Below are 22,956 nucleotides of genomic sequence, written 5' to 3'. Positions count from 1 at the left end.
CATCTCAGATTATTGAAATATTACCGAGAAAGTGACCGGGACTATTGTGTCGATATTTTTCAAACCAGCCAAACTGCGCAATTTACCAATGCCGGCAACCAAACCAAAGCGCTGCGCATCTACAAAACCGGGCGCTACCGTCATTACATGAAAGGCACCGTCGGCGCGCTTAGTAACAATAACATCGAAGCTAAGCGGCGAACTAACACCATGCATAACGAGCGCGCCTTTCAGTTTAACCGCGCTTTGCTCACCAATTGCCATTGCCGATAACGCGGGAACATCCACCAGTGCAGTATAAGCTGCTGCGGGGAATTTATCAGTTTCAAAAAGATACTTACGCATTCTTTCATTGCGGATATCCACACCGCTAACAACGCTATTTAAACCGACAATGATTTCGGCCTTACCCGTTTCGGTATCGATATTGCCTGTGAGGCTAGAAAAGGTCATGGCCTCAGCAAAGGCATCATTTTTCACCGCGACAAAGCTCAGGGCGGAGCTATCGGTATTTAACTCCAGTGCGTTAAGTGCGCCGATTTGCATAAAAAGTGCTAATGCATACACCAACTGTTTCATATCCCTACCCTCTTCGATGTCATTTGTGATGTGAGCCATGCGGCCAGAATTCGAGTTTTACATTCTGCTATAGACCAGACAAGTATTACAGACAATGATTCCAGATAGCCAAAAAATATACAGGCAAAAAAAAGCCCGGTAAGAACCGGGCTTTTTTGAGTAAATTACAGCTTACAGGCTGGAATCTAACTCAGGTACTGCATTAAACAAGTCGGCAACCAAACCGTAGTCGGCAACTTGGAAGATAGGCGCATCTTCGTCTTTGTTGATGGCAACAATGACTTTAGAGTCTTTCATACCGGCCAAATGCTGGATTGCACCAGAGATACCAATGGCGATATATAGATCTGGCGCAACGATTTTACCTGTTTGACCAACCTGCATATCGTTAGGCACAAAGCCCGCATCAACTGCTGCGCGCGAAGCACCAACAGCAGCACCGAGTTTGTCTGCTAGCGAGTACAGCATGGCAAAGTTATCGCCATTCTGCATACCGCGACCACCGGATACCACAATGCTTGCAGCAGTCAGTTCAGGACGATCACTTTTCGCCACTTCTTCACGAACATAGATTGAAGTACCAGCGTCATGCGCACTTGCAACAGCTTCAACAGTGGCACTGCCACCTTCGGCTGCAGCGGCATCAAATGCGGTAGTACGCACAGTGATCACCTTAATGGCGTCAGAAGATTGAACAGTCGCAATAACGTTACCAGCATAGATTGGACGCTTAAATGTGTCCGCGCTTTCAACACTGATAATTTCTGAAATCTGGGCTACATCTAACAGCGCCGCGGCGCGTGGTAAGGTGTTTTTACCAGAAGTAGACGCAGGCGCCAGAATGTAGGCGAAATCTTTGCCTAGTTCAGCAACGAGCAAGCTGACGTTCTCTGCCAACTGGTGGCCGTAAGCCGCGTTATCAGCAACTAATACTTTGCTAACACCGTCGATTTTAGCTGCAGCTTCTGCTGCGCCGCCGCAGGCTTCACCGGCAACCAATACAACTATATCTCCGCCGATTGCTTTAGCAGCAGTAACGGTGTTTAGCGTAGCGCCTTTAATAGAGGCGTTATCGTGTTCTGCAAGAATTAAAATACTCATCAGATTACCTTCGCCTCGTTTTTCAGCTTCTCAACAAGTTCAGCGACATCCGCAACCTTAATACCGGCTTTACGCTCTGCTGGCGGCTCTACTTTCAACGTAGTGACGCGAGGAGTGACATCAACGCCCAACTCTTCAGGAGTCAGCACATCCATTGGCTTTTTCTTGGCCTTCATGATGTTAGGCAACGATGCGTAACGAGGCTCATTTAAGCGCAAGTCGGTGGTAACAACCGCCGGGAGTGACAATTTAACAACCTGTGAACCGCTATCAACTTCACGGGTTACCGTGACGCTGTCGCCTTCAACAACAACTTCAGAGGCGAAAGTACCCTGAGACATACCTGTTAAGGCAGCGAGCATCTGGCCGGTCTGGTTGTTATCACCGTCTATAGCCTGCTTACCAAGAATAACCATTTGTGGCTGTTCTTTATCGCAAACGGCTTTCAGCAGCTTGGCAATAGCCAGTGGCTGAACTTCTACGTCAGTTTCTACCAGAATACCGCGATCAGCGCCGAGAGCGAGAGCTGTACGGATTTGCTCCTGACTGACTTTTGCACCGATAGACACGGCAACAATCTCAGTCACTACGCCTTTTTCTTTAAGGCGAACAGCTTCCTCAATCGCAATTTCACAAAATGGGTTTATCGCCATTTTGACATTATTCAGATCAACGCCTGTGCCGTCCGATTTCGGACGCACTTTGACGTTGTAGTCAACTACTCGTTTGACAGCAACCAGAACCTTCATGGATTCCCCAGTACTCGCGTAAATGGAATGAAATGGCTATTGTCCCTACGCAGCGAACCTGCATTCAGATTCAAGCAGACAATGCCTCGGTAAAAAGCGCGGTTATATTGACGTGTCTGAGCGCCAAGGTCAATAAAAGTGGGGTATTCACAGTGCGAATATCGCCTATAGGCAAAGTATGCTCCCCACCAAGACCATATCACAACTAATTGTTATTTAATGACTTTTCGAATTTTGTTAAAAACAAATACCGTTAGGCAACATGCAATAAAACCCCGCTTAAAGTAGCCTTTTAACGCCCGTAGTTTTATAATTCATCGTTTTAATTAGCCGTAAAGCGCCCTCTTTAGGGGCAATGCTACTCAGCATAAATAGGAGAACGTCTGTGGAACGCGAATCAATGGAATTTGATGTCCTGATCGTCGGGGCTGGCCCCGCCGGATTAGCGGCAGCTTGTAGAATCCGTCAATTGAGCGAAAGCACTGGCAAAGACATCAGTGTCTGCGTTGTTGAAAAAGGCTCTGAGGTTGGTGCCCACATTCTCTCTGGCGCAGTATTTGAGCCCACGGCACTTAACGAACTCTTTCCTGACTGGAAAGAAAAAGGCGCCCCGCTCAATACGCCCGTTACTGGCGACGACATTTATTATATGACCAGCGCTGAAAAAGCGATAAAGGTCCCCGGTTTTGCTGTCCCAAAAACCATGCACAACGAAGGCAACTACATTATTAGCCTTGGTAATTTATGCCGCTGGATGGCCGAACAAGCAGAAGGCATGGGCGCTGAGATTTACCCAGGCTTTGCCGCCGCAGACGTTTTGTTCAACGACGACGGCAGCGTAAAAGGCGTTGTAACTGGCGACATGGGCATTGCCGCGGACGGCAGCCAAAAAGACAGCTACATGCCCGGCATGGAATTGCACGCCAAGTACACATTATTTGCAGAGGGCTGCCGAGGCCACCTAGGCAAACGCCTAATGGAAAAATTTGACCTAAATGCCGGAAAAGACCCCCAGCATTACGGTATCGGCATTAAAGAGCTATGGAAGATCGACCCAGCCAAACACGTTGAAGGCAAGGTAATGCACGCCGCGGGCTGGCCCTTGGCCGAAAATGGCGCCGCCGGTGGTAGCTTCCTCTACCATATTGAAGACAACCAAGTATCAATCGGCCTGATAACTGACCTGTGCTACGACAATCCGTATTTGTCGCCTTTTGAAGAATTTCAACGCTTTAAAAAGCACCCAACTGTTATGCAGTACCTGGAAGGTGGAGAGCGCATTTCATACGGCGCCCGCGCCATTGCCAAGGGCGGCCTGCAATCATTACCTAAAATGACCTTCCCCGGCGGCCTATTGATTGGCTGTGATGCAGGCACCCTGAACTTTGCCAAGATAAAGGGCAGTCACACCGCCATGAAATCTGGCATGATCGCCGCCGAAGTGGTTCACAAAGCCATCACTGAAAATGAGGCAACTGGTCAAGAGCTGGGCGAATACACTACAGCCTTCGAAAACTCCTCCGTTTATAAAGAGCTTTACGACCAGCGTAATTTTGGTCCAGCACAACACAAATGGGGCAATTTCTTCGGTTCTGCTTACGCTTTTGTCGACATCAATTTATTCGGCGGCAAACTACCGTGGACCTTAGGTGACGATCACCCAGACCACGCAGAAATGAAACCAGCTGCCGAATCAAAGAAAATCACTTATCCAAAACCGGATAATAAAATCACCTTTGACCGCCTGACCTCGGTGTTTTTATCTAATACCAACCACGAGGAAGATCAGCCCTGCCATCTGACGTTAAAAGATCCAGAGCTGCCAATCCGCGACAATTTACCCAAGTACGCAGAACCCGCGCAGCGCTATTGCCCTGCCGGCGTGTATGAAGTTGTAGAGGACGCTGAGGGCACGCCTAAGTTCCAGATCAATGGTCAGAACTGTGTTCACTGTAAAACGTGCGACATTAAAGATCCGGCGCAAAACATTATTTGGGTAACACCAGAAGGCCTAGGCGGCCCCAACTATCCAAATATGTAGCTAAGTAAAAACGCAAAAAGGGCAGCGAAAGCTGCCCTTTTTGCGTTTTTACTACTGTTCTTTAAGTGCTTGAAACAACTATACAGATTTACCTAGCACAAAGGTTTCGCCGGCTGCGCGAAGAACAATAGAATCGCCAACAGGCTCAGCAATATCCACCAAGCGATAAAAACACGCCCTACTCACTCTTGCCGCTAAACCATGACGCGTTAATACCGAAGGTTGCGGCTCGCTGCCATCCTCCCCAGTATCTATCGATATCGGGTGCCGCCCCCCCAATTCAAACCAGGTATCGACATTCGTTTTGAAAATTAGACGCCGCGAATCACTTCCTTCTTCAATTTCAAAATCAATAATCAACAATGGAAGGTCTTCAACCTGCACTCGCCATTTTTCAACTGGTGTCACCAGGTAGTATTCCCCGTCATCCTCCCTGCGCAGGATCGAAGCAAACAACTTGACGAGTTCATGACGCTTTATCTCCCCACCTTCGTGAATCCAACGACCATCGGCTTTAATGACAATATCAATATCGCCACTTAATTCTGGGTGCCAGCCCTCTATCGGCGGCGCGCTGGGCTGATTTTTCAGGTGTGCCTGCAATTGATCCAAGCTAGTCATTAGCCTTACTCGCTTAAGTCGCCCGTTTTACCACTGAATCAAGCGAACATTGATAACACCTTCGAGTGCACGCAACTGCTCTAAAAGCGCAGGTGAGGCTTCACTACCAAGGTCAATAAGATTGTAGGCTATTTCGTCCCGACTTTTATTTAACATATCAACAACGTTGATATCTGCGTCGGCAAGTATACCCAGCACGCTACCTAAAATTTTAGGCACATTATTATTGGCAATCGCTAAACGGCACTGCCCACTGCGCTCAAGATGCAAATTAGGGAAATTTACTGCGTTCATGATATTGCCGTTCGAAAGAAAGTCGTTCAGCTGGTCGGCAACCATAATCGCGCAGTTTTCTTCTGCCTCATCAGTGCTCGCGCCAATGTGCGGCATTAATATCACATCGCTGCGGCCGATCAAGCTGGGAACCGGAAAGTCAGTAATAAACTGACGCAACTTACCGCCGTCCAAAGCGTCAATAACCGCACTGACATCAACAATTTCTTCACGGGCAAAATTAAGCAAGCAGCAACCAGGTTTACAGCTGGAAAGCAATTCAGAATTAACTAGGCCACGCGTCGAGTCCAGTACAGGTAAGTGCAGGGTAATGAAATCGGCTTTCGCAAACAGCGTACTTAAGTTATCCATCTTTTTAACAGAACTGGGCAGGCGCCAAGCGGCATCAACCGACAAGGCAGGATCATAGCCTATAACTTCCATCCCTAAGTTCAACGCAGCATTTGCGATCATTGAGCCTATCGCCCCTAGACCAACAACACCGAGGGTGCGGCCAGCCAGCTCATTGCCTTTGAAACGCTTCTTTTCTTTTTCAAGTAATTTAGCCATTTCAGCGGCGTCTGTCATATGAGCAAGGGTATTTACATACGAGACCCCTGCCAAAATACCGCGCGAGCCTAGCGCAAGCCCAGCAATAACCAACTCTTTCACCGCATTGGCGTTGGCGCCAGGGCTATTAAAAACGGGGATACCCAGCTCGGTGCAAGCACTAATAGGAATATTGTTAGTACCCGCACCCGCTCTGGCTATGGCTTTAACACTGCTCGATATCTCTGCAATTTGCAATTTATGACTACGCAGCAAGATTGCGTCAGGCGCCGCAATATCAGTCGCCAATTCATACTGGTCAGCGGGTAGACGACTTAAGCCTTTAGTAGAAATTTGGTTCAACGTTAATACTTTATACAAGGTCTACTCCTATTATTGTTAACCGATGTCGCGGCGACGTTCATCGGCCTGTATTGCACCCTGATTAAAGGCATCCGCAGCACGTTGCTCTGACTGCGGCCCCAATGGCACGCTATGGATAAATTTCAAACCCGCAATCTGCGCATTCATACTTACTGCGGCGGTGTACGCAGAATTTTGACCAAGCAAGCGAAAATCCCAGGACTCAGCTTCTGGACCCACAAACTCACGGAACTCACCGTCATCGCCGAGCGTTACCGAAAAATCATGCAAGGGAATTGAAAGACCTTCGCCACGGGCTTTTATATAGGCCTCTTTCAAGGTCCAGTAACGATAAAAATAATCAAGCTGCTGGGATTCTTCGCGACTTTTCAACGCCTGTAATTCTAGGGCCGAAAAATAATCTTCAGCGACGTCAAGTATCCCCGGGGTTTCGGCCCGACTCTCAGCGTCAACACCAATTGCGTGATCCCGTGTTACAACACACACAGTAAGACCATTGGTATGCGCAGTATTAAACTGAATAATTGGCGATACGCTTGAATTACTGAGTTCTGGCTTACCAAAATCATTGGCACGAAACTCAAGCACCTGAGGCGCCAGTTCGCAATATTCAGCTAAGGCAGTGCGTAACAACGCACGGCTCACCAAATAATCCCAACCATTATCAACGTGTTTTAGTTGCTGGTATTGCTCTACTTCGGCTACCGAGAGCATATCCTCGTAACCTTTCTTCGCGGACTTTAGGCGATTGTCATTGGTAAAACTAAACCAAACATCGACAATGCCCTCATCAAGCGACCTTCGTAAAACGGAAGTCATTATTTTTATATATCCAGTTAATCAGCCCCAGCTGTCTTGATGACAGCTGGGGCCTATATCAATTAATCTTAATTTTGGCGTCTTTCCACAAGCCATTAAAGTAAGCGGAAAAATCTTGTGATGAGCGACTTCTGTAGGAGCTACTTTCAGCCTCTTTATATTGAGCTACATCTAAGCCAGATTGGCTGCCGTAATTAACATCAAGCAATTGCACAACAACTCGGTCACCATTATTCAGGCGAAGAACACTTGTACTGGGCTTAACCTCTGGGCGGGCCATTGCAAAGGCACGATTACGAATTTGCGCATCTACAGCAATATCACTTCGCTTACCCGCGGCAACAGCATTCCAAGTTAACTGCTCAGCTTTAGCGACCTCTTCAGCACGCCTTCCGCTGCTCAACTCTGCCTGGACTACCGCTGCCTTTTCCGCAGCAGCCAACTCAGCCTTGCTTTGCTCTATATCTGCAACAATTGCGGCACGCACTTCAGCAAGGGGCAGTGTTTGCGGAGCCTTGTGCTCTTCGACATGAATCACAGCAAAGCGTTCAGGGGTTAATTCAAATACTTCGCTATTGAGGCCCTGACTGCGTAATTCGCCATTAAAAGCAGCCGCCTTTAACGCAGCGTGCGCAAACAGCCCACTTTCATCAGACTGTTTTTGCCATTCACTTTGCTTAACTTCAAGCCCCAGCTCCTTCGCCGGCATCGTCAGATTTTCCGCGTTAAACACGAGGTCGCGTAAATCTTCGACCGCACCAATCAAACGCGGCATTGCTTGCTGGCGACGGAGACGCTCGGTAATTTCCAATCGCGCACTATCAATGCTGGGGACATCAGGCTGACGCACACTCAGCAACTTAATTAAATGTAAGCCCGCTTCAGTTTCTACTACTTGCGAAACCTCGCCATCGCCTAAAGCAGCCAAAGCTTCCTCAAACTCGGCAGGGAAACTTTCTCCGGCAGTAAAACCAAGAGCACCACCGTCAGCGGCTGAACCGGCATCGGCAGAATATTGCCGAGCTTGTTCGGCAAAATCAGCGCCACCCAGTATCACTTGACGAATACCCTCTAGCTTTGCGAGAGCGTCTTCACGGCTCATATCGTCAGTAACTTCTACTAGAATGTGCGCAGCTTCTCGCTCAACCTGATCATTGCTAGCACTAACAAGGCGCTGATACTCAGCAACTACTTGATCTTCCGAGACAGGTTCAAAGAAGTCTTCTTCAGAAACTTCGATGTAAGAGTAGCGAACGGCTGCTTCGCTAAGAAATTTCTGAGCATTTTCTTGATAATAGGATTCAACTTCTTCGTCGCTAACCTTAACGCTATCGCGATACGGCGCTTGTGCGATTGTAATAAAGTGATAATCGCGCATCTCGTGGAGCAAACCAATGGCCCGTGACAATTCAGGTCCCGCTACAAATGCGGACCCTGCAACAGCACTCGAAAGCTGCTGGATCGTCAGATCTGACCTAAGAAGCTGCTTAAAGAAGGCGCCGCTATAACCCTGTGCACGCAATACCTGCTCGTAGCGTGCTTGAGAGAAACGACCATCTTCTTGGAATTGGGGCATTGCAGCGATAGTTGTATGTAATTGCGCTGTCGATATTTCAATACCGGTTTCAGCCGCCGCTTGTAGCAGCAGTTGCTGTTTGATCAAGGTAGTTAATGCAGGCTTGCGTAAAATAGCATCATCAAGCATAGCGGGATCAATTTGATCACCCATCATTCCCAGTAGACGCCGTTTTTGGAGACTAATAGCCTGCTGTAGCTCAGCTTCTGATATTTTTTCACCATTAACGACTGCAGCGGGCACCTGCCCTGAACCACCAAACAAACTATCGATACCAAACAGTGCGAACGGCACTATGATGAGCGCGATAATGAACTTGGCCGCCGCTCCCTGGATGTTATTGCGAATATTTTGCAGCATTGACGCGAATCCGACTCTGAATCATAAAAAAAAGCGCACCTCTCGATGCGCCTTCTGTAAGAGGCTTTAACCCCTATAGCGACTTCCCAGCAACGCGGGAATGGCTATAACTCTTAATTGCAGGCGTCTTTCAACGCTTTACCTGCTTTAAAGCTTGGAATTTTAGCAGCTGAAATTTCGATTGGCGCACCAGTTTGTGGATTACGGCCAGTGCGAGCTGCACGATCTTTTACACTAAAAGTACCAAAGCCGACTAGTGATACAGAATCATCTGACTTTAATGCATTGGTAATGGCTTCTACTGTTGCATCCAGAGCACGACCAGCTGCTGCTTTGGACAGATCTGCTGATTCTGCAATTGCGTCGATTAGCTCAGATTTATTCACTTATTCTTCCCCTTCAAATTGTTATAAAAAAATTTAAACGTGTCACTGCTGGCAGTCACAAACCTGCGCTGCGGCAGTGACGGCCGCGTGCGCAAAGAGTGGGATTTATACCAACTGCGCTAGGTATGGTCAAGAAATCTCTGCGTCTAGTGTGCGTTTGCACGCGCTTCGCCTAAGATATCATCGTTACCGTCGACACTTTTGTGGTTGTCGTCAATACCTGCCAAATAAGCTTCTTCCGAAATTTCCTTAGGAATACTTTCCAGTGCGATATTCAGCACTTCGTCAATCCATTTTACAGGACGGATTTCAAGATCAGCCTTTATGTTTTCAGGTATTTCTTTAAGGTCCCTCTCGTTTTCCGATGGGATTATAACGGTTTTTATACCGCCGCGGTGCGCCGCGAGTAGTTTTTCTTTCAAACCACCAATGGCCAATACCTGACCACGCAAAGTAATCTCCCCCGTCATGGCGACATCAGAGCGCACTGGAATACCCGTTATAACCGAAACCAGCGCAGTACACATACCGACGCCAGCTGATGGACCGTCTTTGGGCGTAGCACCCTCTGGCATATGAATGTGGATATCGTGGCGGTCGTGGTACCGCGCAGGAATACCAAGCCGCTTCGAACGACTTCGAACGACAGTGGTAGCCGCTTGAATCGACTCTTGCATGACATCACCGAGCGAACCAGTCTTTATATGCCGCCCCTTACCAACAACAGACACCGCCTCGATGGTAAGCAACTCCCCGCCCACCTGTGTCCACGCCAAGCCAGTAACCTGACCCACCTTATTTTCTTCTTCAGCCTTACCGTAGTTATAGCGACGAACACCGAGGTAGTCTTCCAAGTTAGCAGAACCAACCTCAATTGCACCGCTTTCACCATTCAGCGCGAGATTTTTTACGACTTTACGACAGACTTTCGCCACTTGCCGCTCAAGGCCTCGCACCCCAGCCTCACGAGTGTAATACCGCACGATATCCTGCAAAGCATCCTCATCGATACTGGCCTCAGTCTCTTTTAGGCCATTATTCTTTAGCTGCTTCGGTATTAGGTAGCGACGCGCAATATTGATTTTCTCGTCTTCGGTATAACCAGGAATCCGGATAACTTCCATACGGTCCATTAACGCCGGCGGAATATTCAGCGAGTTAGATGTACAGATAAACATGATATCTGAAAGATCGTAATCGACCTCAAGGTAGTGGTCATTAAACGCGTGGTTTTGCTCCGGGTCGAGCACTTCCAGCAACGCTGATGCCGGATCGCCGCGGTGATCCATCCCCATTTTATCGATTTCATCGAGCAAAAATAGGGGGTTGCGAACCGACGCTTTGGACATTTTCTGAATTACTTTTCCAGGCATCGAGCCTATATAGGTTCGACGATGGCCACGAATCTCAGCCTCATCACGCACGCCGCCAAGTGCCATACGCACAAACTTGCGATTAGTGGCTCGCGCGATTGATTCGCCCAATGAGGTTTTACCAACGCCCGGCGGCCCCACAAGACACAATACGGGACCTTTAACCTTTTTAACGCGCTTTTGAACGGCAAGATACTCTAAAATCCGGTCTTTAACTTCATCAAGGCCATAATGATCTTCATTTAAAATTTCAGCAGCTCGCGCCAAATCGTGCTTAACACGCGAGCGTTTTTGCCAAGGTATACTCACCAGCCAGTCGATATAGCCACGCACGACTGAGGCCTCTGCAGACATTGGCGACATCATTTTAAGCTTAGCCAGCTCCGCTTTAGCCTTGTCTAACGCCTCTTTGCTCATGCCCGCTTTATCTACCCGACTCTCAAGCTCTTCGAGTTCGTTGACACCCTCTTCCGACTCGCCCAATTCGCGCTGAATAGCCTTCATTTGCTCATTGAGGTAGTACTCGCGCTGACTTTTCTCCATTTGTTTCTTAACACGACCACGGATCCGCTTCTCAACTTGAAATAAGTCGATTTCGGATTCCATAAGCCCCATTAAGTGCTCGAGTCGCTCGCGCTCGTCAACCATTTCTAAGACAGCCTGCTTCTGCTCAAGCGCCATATTCATATGCGCAGCAATCGTATCGCCAAGGCGGCCCGGATCATCGATACCAGACAGCGACGTTAGCACCTCGGCAGGAATCTTTTTACTAAGGTTAATGTATTTTTCAAATTGCGAGATAGCCGAGCGCAACATCACTTCGGACTCTTCTTCACCAATTTTACTCTCTTCCAGAACTTCAATCTCAGCGCTGAAGTAATCTTCTTCGGCAGTAACAGCATTGAGTACGGCGCGATAGCTGCCCTCAACTAAGACTTTTACAGTGCCATCAGGAAGTTTCAGCAGCTGCAGAATATTTGCCACAGTGCCAATATCGTATAGATCATCGGTACCCGGCTCATCCAAATCTGGATTACGCTGCGCCGCCAGTACAATCTCTTTATTGCTGGCCATCGCTAGCTCTAGGGCACGAATTGACTTGTCACGCCCCACAAACAGCGGTATCACCATATGGGGATAAACCACCACATCGCGCAGAGGAAGCAGTGGTAGCTCCTGTATTTCTCGCTTATCGGCCATTAAAATTGCCTCGCATAATTTTTGTACAATCCGCACACAGCGGACGATTCGCCTGCAATACAGACAGCTTAAGCCAAAGATGGGGACTTAGCGCGGTAAAAACAAGACTTGACTATAAAGATTGTGACAAAAAAGGATTCCACCGCGAAAATAACTCCCGCGGTGGCTTTGAAGCGAGGATTTATTCTTCTGGAGCGACTTTGCGTTGCTCGCTGTAAACCAAAATTGGCGCTGAATCGCCCTTGATTACAGAGCCGTCGATAACGACCTTACTGACGTTTTCCATTGAAGGAAGATCGTACATCGTATCAAGCAGCACTGACTCCAAGATCGAACGCAGACCACGGGCGCCGGTTTTGCGAGTCATTGCCTTTTCAGCAACAGAACGCAAGCCATCTTCACGGAAGTCCACTTCAACACCTTCCATATCGAAAAGTTTGGAGTACTGCTTAGTCAGCGCATTTTTGGGCTCGGTTAAAATGCTTACCAAGGCATCCACATCTAGCTCTTCAAGCGTTGCGATCACTGGAAGACGACCAACAAACTCCGGAATCAAGCCATAGCGCACCAAATCATCCGGCTCAACATCGGCTAATATTTCACCAACATTGCGAGCTTCGCTCTTACTCTTCACTTCAGCGCTAAATCCAATACCGCCTTTTTCAGAACGGTCCCGAATAACACGATCTAAGCCAGCAAATGCGCCACCACAGATAAATAAAATATTCGAGGTATCAACCTGCAAAAACTCTTGCTGCGGATGCTTACGACCGCCTTGTGGCGGCACAGAAGCAACCGTCCCCTCAATGAGCTTCAGCAAGGCTTGCTGAACGCCCTCACCAGACACATCGCGAGTAATTGATGGGTTGTCAGATTTTCTGGAAATCTTATCGATCTCATCAATATAGACAATACCCATCTGGGCCTTCTCTACATCGTAATCGCATTTCTGGAGCAGTTTTTGGATGATATTTTCAACGTCTTCACCAACATAACCAGCTTCGGTTAGCGTCGTCGCATCAGCGATAGTGAAAGGTACATCTAGCAACCGCGCCAAAGTCTCCGCCAACAAGGTCTTACCGCTACCAGTAGGACCAATAAGAAGAATATTACTCTTACCTAGCTCGATTTCGTCTTTGTTCTTGTCGCCAAAGCGCAACCGTTTATAGTGATTGTATACCGCTACTGCCAGAACCTTCTTAGCCCGCACTTGGCCAATAACATATTGATCTAGCGTATGGTTTATCTCCTGCGGCGTTGGCAGTTTATCTCGACCCGCTTCACTAGCAGCTTCCTGAACTTCTTCGCGAATAATGTCATTGCACAGGTCGACACATTCGTCACAGATAAAGACAGACGGGCCAGCAATTAATTTGCGGACTTCGTGCTGGCTTTTACCACAGAAGGAACAGTACAGCAGTTTGCCGTTGTCATCTGTGCCATCTTTACTACTCATCAATACCTACCTTGTTCAATTTGCATGGCGATTACCCACCTTATAACTAAAGATGACGCCTTTTCGCTGTTTTTGCAAGTTTGCGCACTCTGTGCAAAGCTGCCGCTATAAATGTCGGGCTATTATTTCCGGTCAGTCAATACTTGATCAACAAGGCCATAATCGCAAGACTGCTGAGCATTCATGAAGTTATCACGCTCAGTATCCTTGGCAATGGTTTCGTAGGTTTGACCTGTGTGCTGCGCCATCAGATGGTTCAAGCGCTCACGGATAATCAGGATTTCACGCGCCTGAATATCAATATCGGTTGCTTGCCCCTGAGCACCGCCACTCGGCTGATGAATCATGGTACGGGCATTTGGGAGGATGAAACGCTTACCCTTTTCACCACCGCTTAGTAAAAATGCACCCATGCTGGCCGCTTGACCAATACACATCGTGCTGACGTTCGGGCGAATAAACTGCATTGTGTCGTAAATAGACAAGCCCGCAGTGACAGAACCACCTGGTGAATTTATATACAGGTGAATATCTTTATCGGGGTTTTCAGACTCAAGAAACAATAACTGAGCCACAATCAGATTCGCCATGTGGTCTTCAACTTGACCAACACAGAAAATCACTCGCTCTTTTAACAGCCGGGAATAGATATCATAGGAGCGTTCGCCCCGCGCCGTCTGTTCGACGACCATAGGCACCAAGCCCAGGTTGGTTATAGAACTATTATTGATACCGTCAATCGAGTTGCGCGACATAGTAAACACTCTTCCGTATCGTAAATTAGTAAGCAGATTTTTCATCTACCGGAAATAAAACAAGCGACGGAACCAAAGGTTCAGTCGCTTGTTCGCAGATAACCAGAGTTGTCTCGCAAATTAAGACTCGTCTGCCTCTTCCGCCGGTGGCGACATAACTTCTTCGTAACTTAAAGTTTCTTCGCTAACCTTAGATTTTTCAAGCAATTTTTCAACAACTTCCTCTTCAATGACCATTCCTTCGATCTGCTGAAGCTGCTGTGGATTACTCAAGTAGTGATTGATAATCTCGTCTTTGTCTTCGAAGCTAGCGGCCATCTCCTCTAGAGCAGCGCGAACTTTGTCGGAGTCAGCCTTGATACCTTCTGCGCTAATCAGCTCATTAAGCACCAAACCTAATTTCACACGACGCTCCGCATTATCACGAAAAAGCTCATCGGGAAGGATGTCTGCAGCATTCAGTTTCTCAGCCATTGCACCAAACTGCTGCATTTGCTGACCACGAAGCGCTTCGATTTCCTGACTAACAAGCGCTTTAGGCACCTGCAAATCAGCGTGTACTTTCAGCACACCTTCCATGACTTGATTCTTAATGCGGGACTTCGTTGCGTTTTTCAACTCCCGAGCCATATTTTTTTCAACTTCAGTGCGAAAAGCGTCTATACCGCCCTCTTTTACACCAAAAGCTTCAAACAATTCTTCATTCAACTCAGGTAATTCTTTTGCGCTAACAGAATTCAAGGTGATCTTAAACTCAACTGCAGCGCCTTTTAAGTCTTCGCTGTGATAATCATCAGGGAATGATACCGCGACAACCTTCTCTTCGCCGGCTGACATACCTTCAACACCGGCTTCAAAGCCAGGAATCATACGTCCAGAGCCAAGTTCTAAATCGGAGCCTTCAGCCTTGCCACCGTCAAACTCAACACCGTCTTTAGTGCCAAGATAATCGATATTAACCTTATCGCCATCCGCTGCTGCACGCTCAACCACATCCCAGCTAGCTCGCTGAGTACGCAGGTTTTCAATCATTTTATCGACATCAGCCGCGGTAATTTCAGTGACAGGCTTCTTCACCACAATCGAACTGTAATCCTTGGCTTCAATATCCGGAAAAACTTCAAAAGTGGCAACAAACTCAATATCTTTGCCCGCTTCTAAGCTTTTTGGCTCAATTTCAGGGCGGCCTGCAGGCTTAAGTTCTTGCTGCTGAATGGCTTCGTAGAAGCACTCATTCATTACTTCACCAAGTACTTCCATACGCACCGATTCACCGAAACGCTGACGCACAACGCTCATTGGCACCTTACCGGGACGGAAGCCATCAAGCTTTACAGTTTTTGCAGCTTTTTGCAGACGGCTATCAACTGCGCCATCTACACGGGCAGCAGGAACACCTACAATCAGACGGCGCTCTAGGCCAGAAGTCGTTTCAACGGAAACTTGCATCGATGATCCTCAAAACAGGTCTTATAAGCACAAATGGCCACTTCGGCATCGAAGCGGCCATTCATAAGAATTCTTTGAAATGGTGCGGATGGAGAGACTCGAACTCTCACGCCTTGCGGCACCAGAACCTAAATCTGGCGTGTATACCAATTTCACCACATCCGCACACCCGTAAACCGACTTAAGGTATTGAATTATCTCGGTTTACAAACAAAATCGCAGGAGCTCTGTCCCGCGAGGAACGAGATTGTGCCACAGCCTATGACCGCGATCAAGCGAAGCTGTGACACAATTTCAGATGTATCCTAAATTAATGACAATCCAACCATTCAGAACACACCATATGAGCGCTTAGACGCGCTCAATAATAGTACTAATGCCCTGCCCCATACCAATACACATGGTCGCCAAGCCCACTGACGTGTCGCGCTGCTCCATAACATTCAACAGCGTGGTGACGATACGGGTACCGGAACAACCAAAGGGGTGACCCAAGGCGATCGCGCCGCCATTAAGGTTAACCTTGTCGTCCATTTTATCAAGCAAGCCCAAATCTTTAAGCACAGGCAGAGATTGCGCGGCAAAAGCCTCGTTAAGCTCTACGGTCTGAATATCATCCATGCTCATACCAACGCGCTTAAGCGCTTTATGAGTGGACGGTACCGGACCATAACCCATAATTGAAGGATCAACACCAGCAACGGCCATCGCAGTGATCTTAGCACGCGGCGTTAAACCAAGATCCATCGCACGCTGGCCAGACATTACGATCATCGCAGAAGCACCATCGGCGATCTGAGAGCTAGTACCTGCTGTTACCGTACCGTTTCGAGGATCGAATGCTGGACGCAGCTGCGCCAAACTCTCAAGCGTCGTTTCTGGGCGAACAGTGGTATCTGCCTTAACTAAAATCTTGCGACCATCTTCGCCATGACCTTCCATCGCGAAAATTTCATTATCAAAACGGCCATTGGCTTGGGCCTCAGTTGCACGCATATGTGAACGTAAACCAAAAGCATCCTGCTGCTCCCGGCTAATGCCATGCATCATGCCAAGGGCTTCGGCGGTCATACCCATCATACCTGCGGCGCGCGCAACATATTTACTGGCCTGTGGGTTAGGATCAACACCGTGATTCATTGCCAAATGGCCCATGTGCTCAACGCCACCGACCATAAAAGTGTCGCCACAACCGCTCATTATTGCGCCAGCTGCCGTGTGCAACGCAGACATTGAAGAACCACACAAGCGGCTCACTGTCTGACCTGCAACTTCATGGGGAAGCTTGGTTAACACGGAAATCATCCGAGCAATATTCCAACCCTGCTCATTGGTCTGGTTGACACAACCCCAGATCACGTCCTCAAAACTGGCTGGGTCAATACCAGGATTCCGCGCAAGTAACGCATCAATCAAGGCAGCCGATAAATTCTCAGCACGTACATTCCTGAACACGCCGTTTTTAGAGCGCGCCATTGGAGTACGGGCGCAATCGACAATTACTACATCATTTGCTTTAAAAGTCATTGTGGTATCTCCGCCCGATTATTTAAAGAAAGTTTCGCCATTAGCCGCCATAGCCCGAAGGCTGGCAGTTGGCTGGTACAAGGGTCCGAGATCTGCATAGCGGTCAGCCATTTCACAGAATGCTTTAGCACCCATCTGGTCGATATAGCGCAGCGCGCCACCGCGGAATACAGGGAAGCCAATACCCATCACCAAGCCCATATCGGCGTCAGCTGGATCGCGCAAAATACCTTCATCAATGCAACGTACAGTTTCGATACACATCGGTATCATCATCCGCGCCTGGATATCCTCATCGCTCAGTTCAACGCTAGCTTGTTTGGCTTTAGCAGCCATTTCCAGCGCAGTGTCATCTTCGCACTTCTTAGGCTTGCCCTTCTTGTCTTCTTCATAACGATAGAAGCCAATGCCATTTTTTTGACCAAAGCGCTTAGCTTCATACATCATTTCAGAAATGCCAGTGAAGTCGTGACGCATACGATCAGGGAAACCATCCGCCATAACTTCAGCTGCGTGGTAGCCGGTATCAATACCAACAACGTCCATCAGGTAAGCGGGACCCATTGGCATACCGAAGCCTTCCATCACCTTATCGACTTTGCGGAAATCCGCACCATCGCGAATAAGCATGTCGAAGCCCGCAAAATAAGGGAACAGCACGCGGTTTACATAGAAGCCTGGGCAATCGTTAACAACAATCGGGGTTTTACCCATTTGCAGTGCGTATTTCACAACTTTAGCAATAGTTGACTCGCTGGTTTTTTCACCGCGAATAACCTCAACCAAAGGCATTGCATGCACTGGATTAAAGAAGTGCATACCACAGAAATTCTCTGGTCTTTCAAGCGCTTCGGCCAAATGTGTAATGGAGATTGTAGAAGTATTTGAGGCCAAAACCGCGTCGTTGCGAATGTGCTTTTCAGTCTCAGCAAGTACTGCGCGCTTCACTTTCGGGTTTTCGACTACGGCCTCGACGATTACGTCTGCCTTGTCAAAACCGTCATAGCTAAGCGAAGGGCGAATGCTATTCAATACCGCAGACATTTTATCTGCCGTCATCCGACCACGAGACACGCGCTTCGCAAGCAGCTTGCCAGCCTCTTTCATGCCTAGCTCGATACCCGCTTCAGCGATATCCTTCATCAGAATAGGCGTGCCTTTGTAGGCGGATTGGTAAGCAATACCGCCACCCATAATGCCTGCGCCCAAAACGGCGGCCTGTTTAACGTCACCACCTGTTTTTGCAAAACCGCGCGCAGCCTTACTGACAGCCTGTTCACTTAAGAACAAGCCGACCAATGCAGCAGATTGCGGCGTCCGCACCAACTTAACAAAGTGATCAATCTCAACTTCAATTGCTTCGGCACGACTAAGGCCAGCGTTGCGCTCCATTGACTTAGCGGCGGTCAGCGGTGCAGGCATATGGCGACCGGCCTGCTGAGCAACCATCGCTTTACCTGTGGTAAAGGACATCATGCGCTCAATGTCATTCAGCTTAACTGGTGAGGTTTTCTCTACGCGACGCGCTTTATAATCGAACTCGCCTGCAATAGTGCTCTTAAGCAACTCGAGCGAAGCGTCTTTTAAAACTTCTGGCGCGACCACTGCATCAACACCGCCGTCCTTTAAGGCAGCGTCAGGCTTTTGCTGATTACCCGTCGCGACCCACAACATAGCATTGTCGCAACCAATTACGCGAGGCAGACGTACCGTGCCACCAAAACCTGGATTAATACCCAACTTCACTTCTGGTAGACCAACAATAGCTGCAGTCGACATCACGCGAAAATCGCAGGCCAAACACATTTCATAGCCGCCACCCAAAGCAACGCCGTTAATCGCAACAACGGTCGGTACCGGCAAATCTTCAAAGGCATTGAAAATGTCATTTGCCTGCGTTGCCCAGCCGCGCAACTCCGCGTCTGGTAACTTAAATAATTCGGTAAATTCGGTTATATCAGCACCAACGATAAAAACCGACTTGCCGCTAGTGACTAACACGCCTTTAAGGCCGGCTTCACCTGCAAGCGCTGCAGTGGCTTCACCCAGCTCCTGCAAAGTCAGACGGTTAAATTTATTAACTGAATCGCCTTCAAGGTCGAAACAGAGCTCTGCAATCCCATCTTCTAGGTATTTTGCAGTTAACGCCTTGCCTTGATAAATCATCGTTGTTCCTCAAATTGAGATTGTGACGACGGCATTTGCCGTACGCCCATGTTTTCCATGTAAACATCGCGCGCTAAAACTACCTTATTCACAAAACCTTGGCAAGCGAAGCCGCTATTTAATCGGTTAAACAGGCCGGATCAAAACGGTAGCCCTCGTTCAGCCAATCGCAAATCTCATCCGAGACTGGGTGAGATATCGCGCCATACTCTTTAAGATAATGCTGTTTTTCTTCATCCGCTATGCCGTCGAGGCCTTTCAGCTGAAATTGCACCATATCGCGCTGCAATAACACCTTTAGCACGGACGGCAGCGTATTCAAAACTGACTCTAGCGCTTGTTCAGACTTGTAGTCTCCTTTGCCAGTATAGAGCTCTGCTAACGTCGGCAAGACCAATCCCGATAAATGAAACTGGTTCATGGGGTTAATCATATGGCCAGTACACCAAGCCGCCAGCTGTCTCGGGCGACCATCAAAGGGTGCTAAATGTAGAAACCGGCTGGTTTTACGACCATCGTTTACCGGGTAGTTATCCCACAACAGGGGCTTACGACCCAGCAGCTTGGTCGCACGAGCCATATCGCTTTCAGTGTAAGCATCACTGATTACCCGATTTCCGGTCCACAGCACATCGATATCAGCATCTAAACCGGCATTGAGATCCGCAAAGTAATTATCTGGACATGCACCGAAGAGTGCTTCAAGAATTGGATCGAAACTGTAGTAACTTGGGCAAACTGCGAGCTGAAGATTGGGCAACTGACGACGTATATCCGCAACGACAGCCAGTTGGTTTCTCGCGAGATGTGGGTTGCCGGCGGGCAAATCATCAAACAACACCCAAAGAACATCTGGCCGGAGCTCGCCAATTGCAGCAATTTTCCGTTCCAGAGCTTGTTTATCTGCGGCCGTGTAATCCGCCTGAAGCCCAACGGGGGATAAACCCAAGCCCCATGAAACCCCAGCCCGACGACACTCAGTTCCCAGTGCGAGTAAATTATCTCGATGACTGGCCGAAAATTCGCTACGCCAATCACTGCGCAAACTGACATCCGCTTTTGGCGCATAGACGTAACTACCGTAAGACCACTGTCTCAACAAACTAGGCAAAGCAAAGCGCTGTGCCCAAGTCCACTGCCGACCGTAAAAGCCTTCAATAACCCCGAGCGAAAATGCCATAATTTTTCCCTTTAGCCGCGATAATAGCGTTGCTCGACAAATGGCTTTTGCCGAAGCGACAAAGGCAGCAATTTACCGCGAACATCAGCGAATAGCGGCTCATTTTTAGTAAGTGGGCTCGTTGCCACATAAGCCATCACCAAAGGACGGCCTATGCTAGGGCCGAAACCACCACTACTCACCCGCCCAAGCACCCCGCCGTCTGCATTGACTATATTAACGCCCTCGCGCACCGGAGCACGGGCATCTACGTCAAGTAATACGCGTTTTTCAGCGGTTCCTTCAGTCAGCTGCTTCGCGATCACGTCAGCACCGGGGTAATTACCCGCTCGCGCCTCACCTGGCCGACGAACCTTGGAGATTGCCCACAGCAAATTCGCAGCAATGGGCGAAATATTCTCATCCATATCATGTCCGTAAAGACACAAACCCGCCTCAAGACGCAGAGAGTCCCTCGCACCGAGGCCGATAAACTCCACTTCAGCCTCAGCCAGCAGCCTGCGCGCCAAGGATTCAGCATCGGCAGCCGGAACTGAGATTTCAAAGCCATCTTCACCGGTGTAACCAGAGCAGCTTAACCAGCAGTCAATTCCCGCCACTTCGCAAGACCGGGTATCCATAAAAACCATATTCGCGGTTTCTGGTGCCAAGCGCGTCATAACCTTACGCGCTGCAGGCCCCTGCAATGCCAATAAACCCCGGTCAACCAGCATTTCCATCTGAATAGACTCGGGCAGGTTCTCCCGTAACCAAGCGTAATCCTGATCTTTACAGGCCGCATTCACAACCAACATAAAGCTGTCACCGCAATTCGCGAACATTAGATCATCACGAATACCACCCTGCTCATTCGTCAACAAGCCGTAGCGCTGACGATCAACCGCTAAGCCAATTACGTCCTGCGGCATTAGAGCCTCTAACGCTTGCGCAATATTGTCACCGCGCAATCGAATTTGCCCCATATGCGACACATCAAACAAACCTGCAGCGCTGCGCACGTGCAGATGCTCTTGCTTTACACCAAGCGGGTATTGAACAGGCATATCGTATCCCGCAAAAGGCACCATCTTGGCACCAAGCTCGCGATGCAGTGCGTTTAATGCGGTATTTTTTAAAACTTCGGCGGTCATTGACAACTCCGGACAGGTAGTAGACTTACGCGTGGTCGGGCAGGATTCTATAAGTACATAACCACGTTACTAATTGAACAAACTCATTTATTTATACTCAGGGCGATTAACGCCCTGAAAAAAACAATTGATCGAAGTTCGCCGTGGTCTGTTGGGCAACCTCGTTAAATGACATGCCCTTCAATTCAGCCACACACTCGGCAACTTCAACGACATACTTCGGCTCGTTTTTCTTGCCTCGGTATGGCACCGGAGCAAGATAAGGGGAATCCGTTTCAACCAGAATGCGTGACATTGGTACACGGCGGACAACTTCACGAAGCTCAGCGGCATTTTTAAACGTAATGATGCCCGAGAAGGAAATGTAATAGCCCATATCCAGTGCAGCTTCCGCCATCTCCCAGGACTCAGTAAAGCAGTGCAAAACGCCGCCGACCTCTGGTGCACCATGTTCAGCAATCAGTGTTAAGGTATCAGCGCGAGCGTCGCGCGTATGTACAATTGTCGGTTTACCGCAGCTGGCCGAAACCTGAAGGTGTTGCGCAAAGCTTTGCTGCTGATCGGTTTTACGTTCACTACTGTAGTAATAGTCCAAACCAGTCTCGCCAATTGCGACAACTTTTGGATGATCTGCCAATTCCAATAGGGTTTGTTTAGAACAAATCTCATCGGCAATATCGAGCGGGTGAATGCCAACCGAGGCGTATATTTGTGGAAACTTCTCAGCAATCGCCACCACGGTCGGTGCATTAGATAGATCTATACCAATACACAGCATACGTTCTACACCGCGGGCAGTGGCGGCATTAACGGCTGCATCAAGGCTACCTTCATAGGGGCTTAGATCAATACGATCAAGATGACAATGACTGTCTACAAGCATGAAATTCTCGCTTGGGGGGAAGATTGGCGCAATACGCCGTTTTACATGGTGTGCGTGGGTTTGTCTGACTCTAAAATGCCGGCAAGATAAGACTCTATCTTTTTATTGGCAATTCCGTCGCCACCCACAAATTGAACGCCGACGCCTGCGGCACGGTTACTTTGCGCCCCACGAGGGGTAATCCACACCACCTTGCCGGCAATTGGCAATTTCTCGGGTTCATCCATTAAGGTCAGCAGCATAAAAACTTCATCGCCGACTTTATAGGGCTTGGTGGTCGGCACAAATAGACCGCCATCGCGGATAAATGGCATATACGCCGCATACAACACGGCCTTATCACGAATTGTCAGTGACAAAATACCGTTGCGTGCACCTTGCGCACCACTCATAAACCGA

The 22,956-nt window shown here is 48.6% G+C and carries 19 protein-coding genes and 1 tRNA gene; 1 reads left to right on the top strand and 19 read right to left on the bottom strand.

The genetic code is table 11. From position 1 onward, the window contains the following. Positions 1-9 precede the first annotated feature (9 nt). The 3 genes from ABD836_RS02930 to ABD836_RS02920 form a co-directional block, all read right to left on the bottom strand. A complete protein-coding gene (locus ABD836_RS02930; protein ID WP_344932292.1) occupies positions 10-579 on the bottom strand; it encodes a YceI family protein in 570 nt (189 codons plus the stop codon). A 171-nt stretch (positions 580-750) separates the two neighbouring features. Then, positions 751-1,680 (bottom strand): electron transfer flavoprotein subunit alpha/FixB family protein, encoded by a 930-nt coding sequence (locus tag ABD836_RS02925; protein WP_344932291.1) that lies wholly within the window; start codon positions 1,678-1,680, stop codon positions 751-753. Further along, complete coding sequence (locus ABD836_RS02920) at positions 1,680-2,429, bottom strand: electron transfer flavoprotein subunit beta/FixA family protein (RefSeq protein ID WP_344932290.1); 750 nt, start codon at positions 2,427-2,429, stop codon at positions 1,680-1,682. The genes ABD836_RS02925 and ABD836_RS02920 overlap by 1 nt, the downstream gene beginning before the upstream one ends. A 385-nt stretch (positions 2,430-2,814) precedes the next feature. Here ABD836_RS02920 and ABD836_RS02915 point away from each other — a divergent pair, with 385 nt between their 5' ends. After that, entirely contained in the window at positions 2,815-4,470 is a 1,656-nt protein-coding gene (locus ABD836_RS02915) for an electron transfer flavoprotein-ubiquinone oxidoreductase (RefSeq protein WP_344932289.1), read from the top strand. A 78-nt stretch (positions 4,471-4,548) separates the two neighbouring features. Here the strand turns inward: ABD836_RS02915 and ABD836_RS02910 are convergent, their stop codons facing one another. From ABD836_RS02910 to ABD836_RS02835, 16 genes are all read right to left on the bottom strand, one after another. After that, positions 4,549-5,091: a DUF1285 domain-containing protein gene (locus ABD836_RS02910; protein WP_344932288.1), complete on the bottom strand. Its 543-nt coding sequence runs from the start codon at positions 5,089-5,091 to the stop codon at positions 4,549-4,551. A 27-nt stretch (positions 5,092-5,118) separates the two neighbouring features. Further along, a complete protein-coding gene (locus ABD836_RS02905; protein ID WP_344932286.1) occupies positions 5,119-6,294 on the bottom strand; it encodes a phosphoglycerate dehydrogenase in 1,176 nt (391 codons plus the stop codon). Between the two features lie 18 nt (positions 6,295-6,312). After that, on the bottom strand, positions 6,313-7,116 hold the full coding sequence (locus ABD836_RS02900) for a 4'-phosphopantetheinyl transferase family protein (RefSeq protein ID WP_344932285.1): 804 nt from the start codon (positions 7,114-7,116) through the stop codon (positions 6,313-6,315). Positions 7,117-7,174: 58 nt separating this feature from the next. Beyond that, on the bottom strand, positions 7,175-9,052 hold the full coding sequence (locus ABD836_RS02895; protein ID WP_344932283.1) for a SurA N-terminal domain-containing protein: 1,878 nt from the start codon (positions 9,050-9,052) through the stop codon (positions 7,175-7,177). Between the two features lie 113 nt (positions 9,053-9,165). Beyond that, positions 9,166-9,438 carry an HU family DNA-binding protein gene (locus ABD836_RS02890; RefSeq protein WP_008250078.1) on the bottom strand — a complete coding sequence of 91 codons (273 nt, stop codon included), beginning with the start codon at positions 9,436-9,438 and terminating at the stop codon, positions 9,166-9,168. Between the two features lie 146 nt (positions 9,439-9,584). Next, positions 9,585-12,011, bottom strand: coding sequence for an endopeptidase La (lon, locus tag ABD836_RS02885; protein ID WP_344932280.1), 2,427 nt, complete (start codon positions 12,009-12,011; stop codon positions 9,585-9,587). A 181-nt stretch (positions 12,012-12,192) separates the two neighbouring features. After that, on the bottom strand, positions 12,193-13,467 hold the full coding sequence (clpX, locus tag ABD836_RS02880) for an ATP-dependent Clp protease ATP-binding subunit ClpX (RefSeq protein ID WP_344932279.1): 1,275 nt from the start codon (positions 13,465-13,467) through the stop codon (positions 12,193-12,195). A gap of 122 nt (positions 13,468-13,589) precedes the next feature. Then, positions 13,590-14,222, bottom strand: coding sequence for an ATP-dependent Clp endopeptidase proteolytic subunit ClpP (gene clpP, locus ABD836_RS02875; protein ID WP_344932278.1), 633 nt, complete (start codon positions 14,220-14,222; stop codon positions 13,590-13,592). Positions 14,223-14,342: 120 nt separating this feature from the next. After that, positions 14,343-15,671 (bottom strand): trigger factor, encoded by a 1,329-nt coding sequence (tig, locus tag ABD836_RS02870; RefSeq protein WP_344932277.1) that lies wholly within the window; start codon positions 15,669-15,671, stop codon positions 14,343-14,345. Positions 15,672-15,751: 80 nt separating this feature from the next. Next, positions 15,752-15,836, bottom strand: a tRNA-Leu gene (locus ABD836_RS02865). Between the two features lie 186 nt (positions 15,837-16,022). Then, the gene (fadA, locus tag ABD836_RS02860; protein ID WP_344932275.1) at positions 16,023-17,198 is read right to left on the bottom strand and encodes an acetyl-CoA C-acyltransferase FadA; all 1,176 of its coding nucleotides are present in this window, start codon (positions 17,196-17,198) and stop codon (positions 16,023-16,025) included. An 18-nt stretch (positions 17,199-17,216) separates the two neighbouring features. Beyond that, a complete protein-coding gene (gene fadB / locus ABD836_RS02855; protein WP_344932273.1) occupies positions 17,217-19,364 on the bottom strand; it encodes a fatty acid oxidation complex subunit alpha FadB in 2,148 nt (715 codons plus the stop codon). Positions 19,365-19,482: 118 nt separating this feature from the next. Beyond that, positions 19,483-20,544, bottom strand: a complete 1,062-nt coding sequence (locus tag ABD836_RS02850) for a beta-N-acetylglucosaminidase domain-containing protein (RefSeq protein WP_344932271.1) — start codon at positions 20,542-20,544, stop codon at positions 19,483-19,485. Positions 20,545-20,555: 11 nt separating this feature from the next. After that, positions 20,556-21,674, bottom strand: a complete 1,119-nt coding sequence (gene gcvT / locus ABD836_RS02845) for a glycine cleavage system aminomethyltransferase GcvT (protein ID WP_344932269.1) — start codon at positions 21,672-21,674, stop codon at positions 20,556-20,558. 106 nt (positions 21,675-21,780) lie between these two features. Next, positions 21,781-22,557, bottom strand: a complete 777-nt coding sequence (locus ABD836_RS02840) for a TatD family hydrolase (protein WP_344932267.1) — start codon at positions 22,555-22,557, stop codon at positions 21,781-21,783. Positions 22,558-22,598: 41 nt separating this feature from the next. Continuing rightward, positions 22,599-22,949, bottom strand: coding sequence for a PilZ domain-containing protein (locus ABD836_RS02835; protein ID WP_344932265.1), 351 nt, complete (start codon positions 22,947-22,949; stop codon positions 22,599-22,601). Between the last annotated feature and the right edge of the window lie 7 nt (positions 22,950-22,956).

Source organism: Zhongshania borealis, assembly GCF_039539625.1.
In the GTDB taxonomy this organism is placed as follows: Bacteria; Pseudomonadota; Gammaproteobacteria; order Pseudomonadales; family Spongiibacteraceae; genus Spongiibacter; species Spongiibacter borealis.
This window is presented reverse-complemented; position numbering and strand designations above follow the sequence as displayed.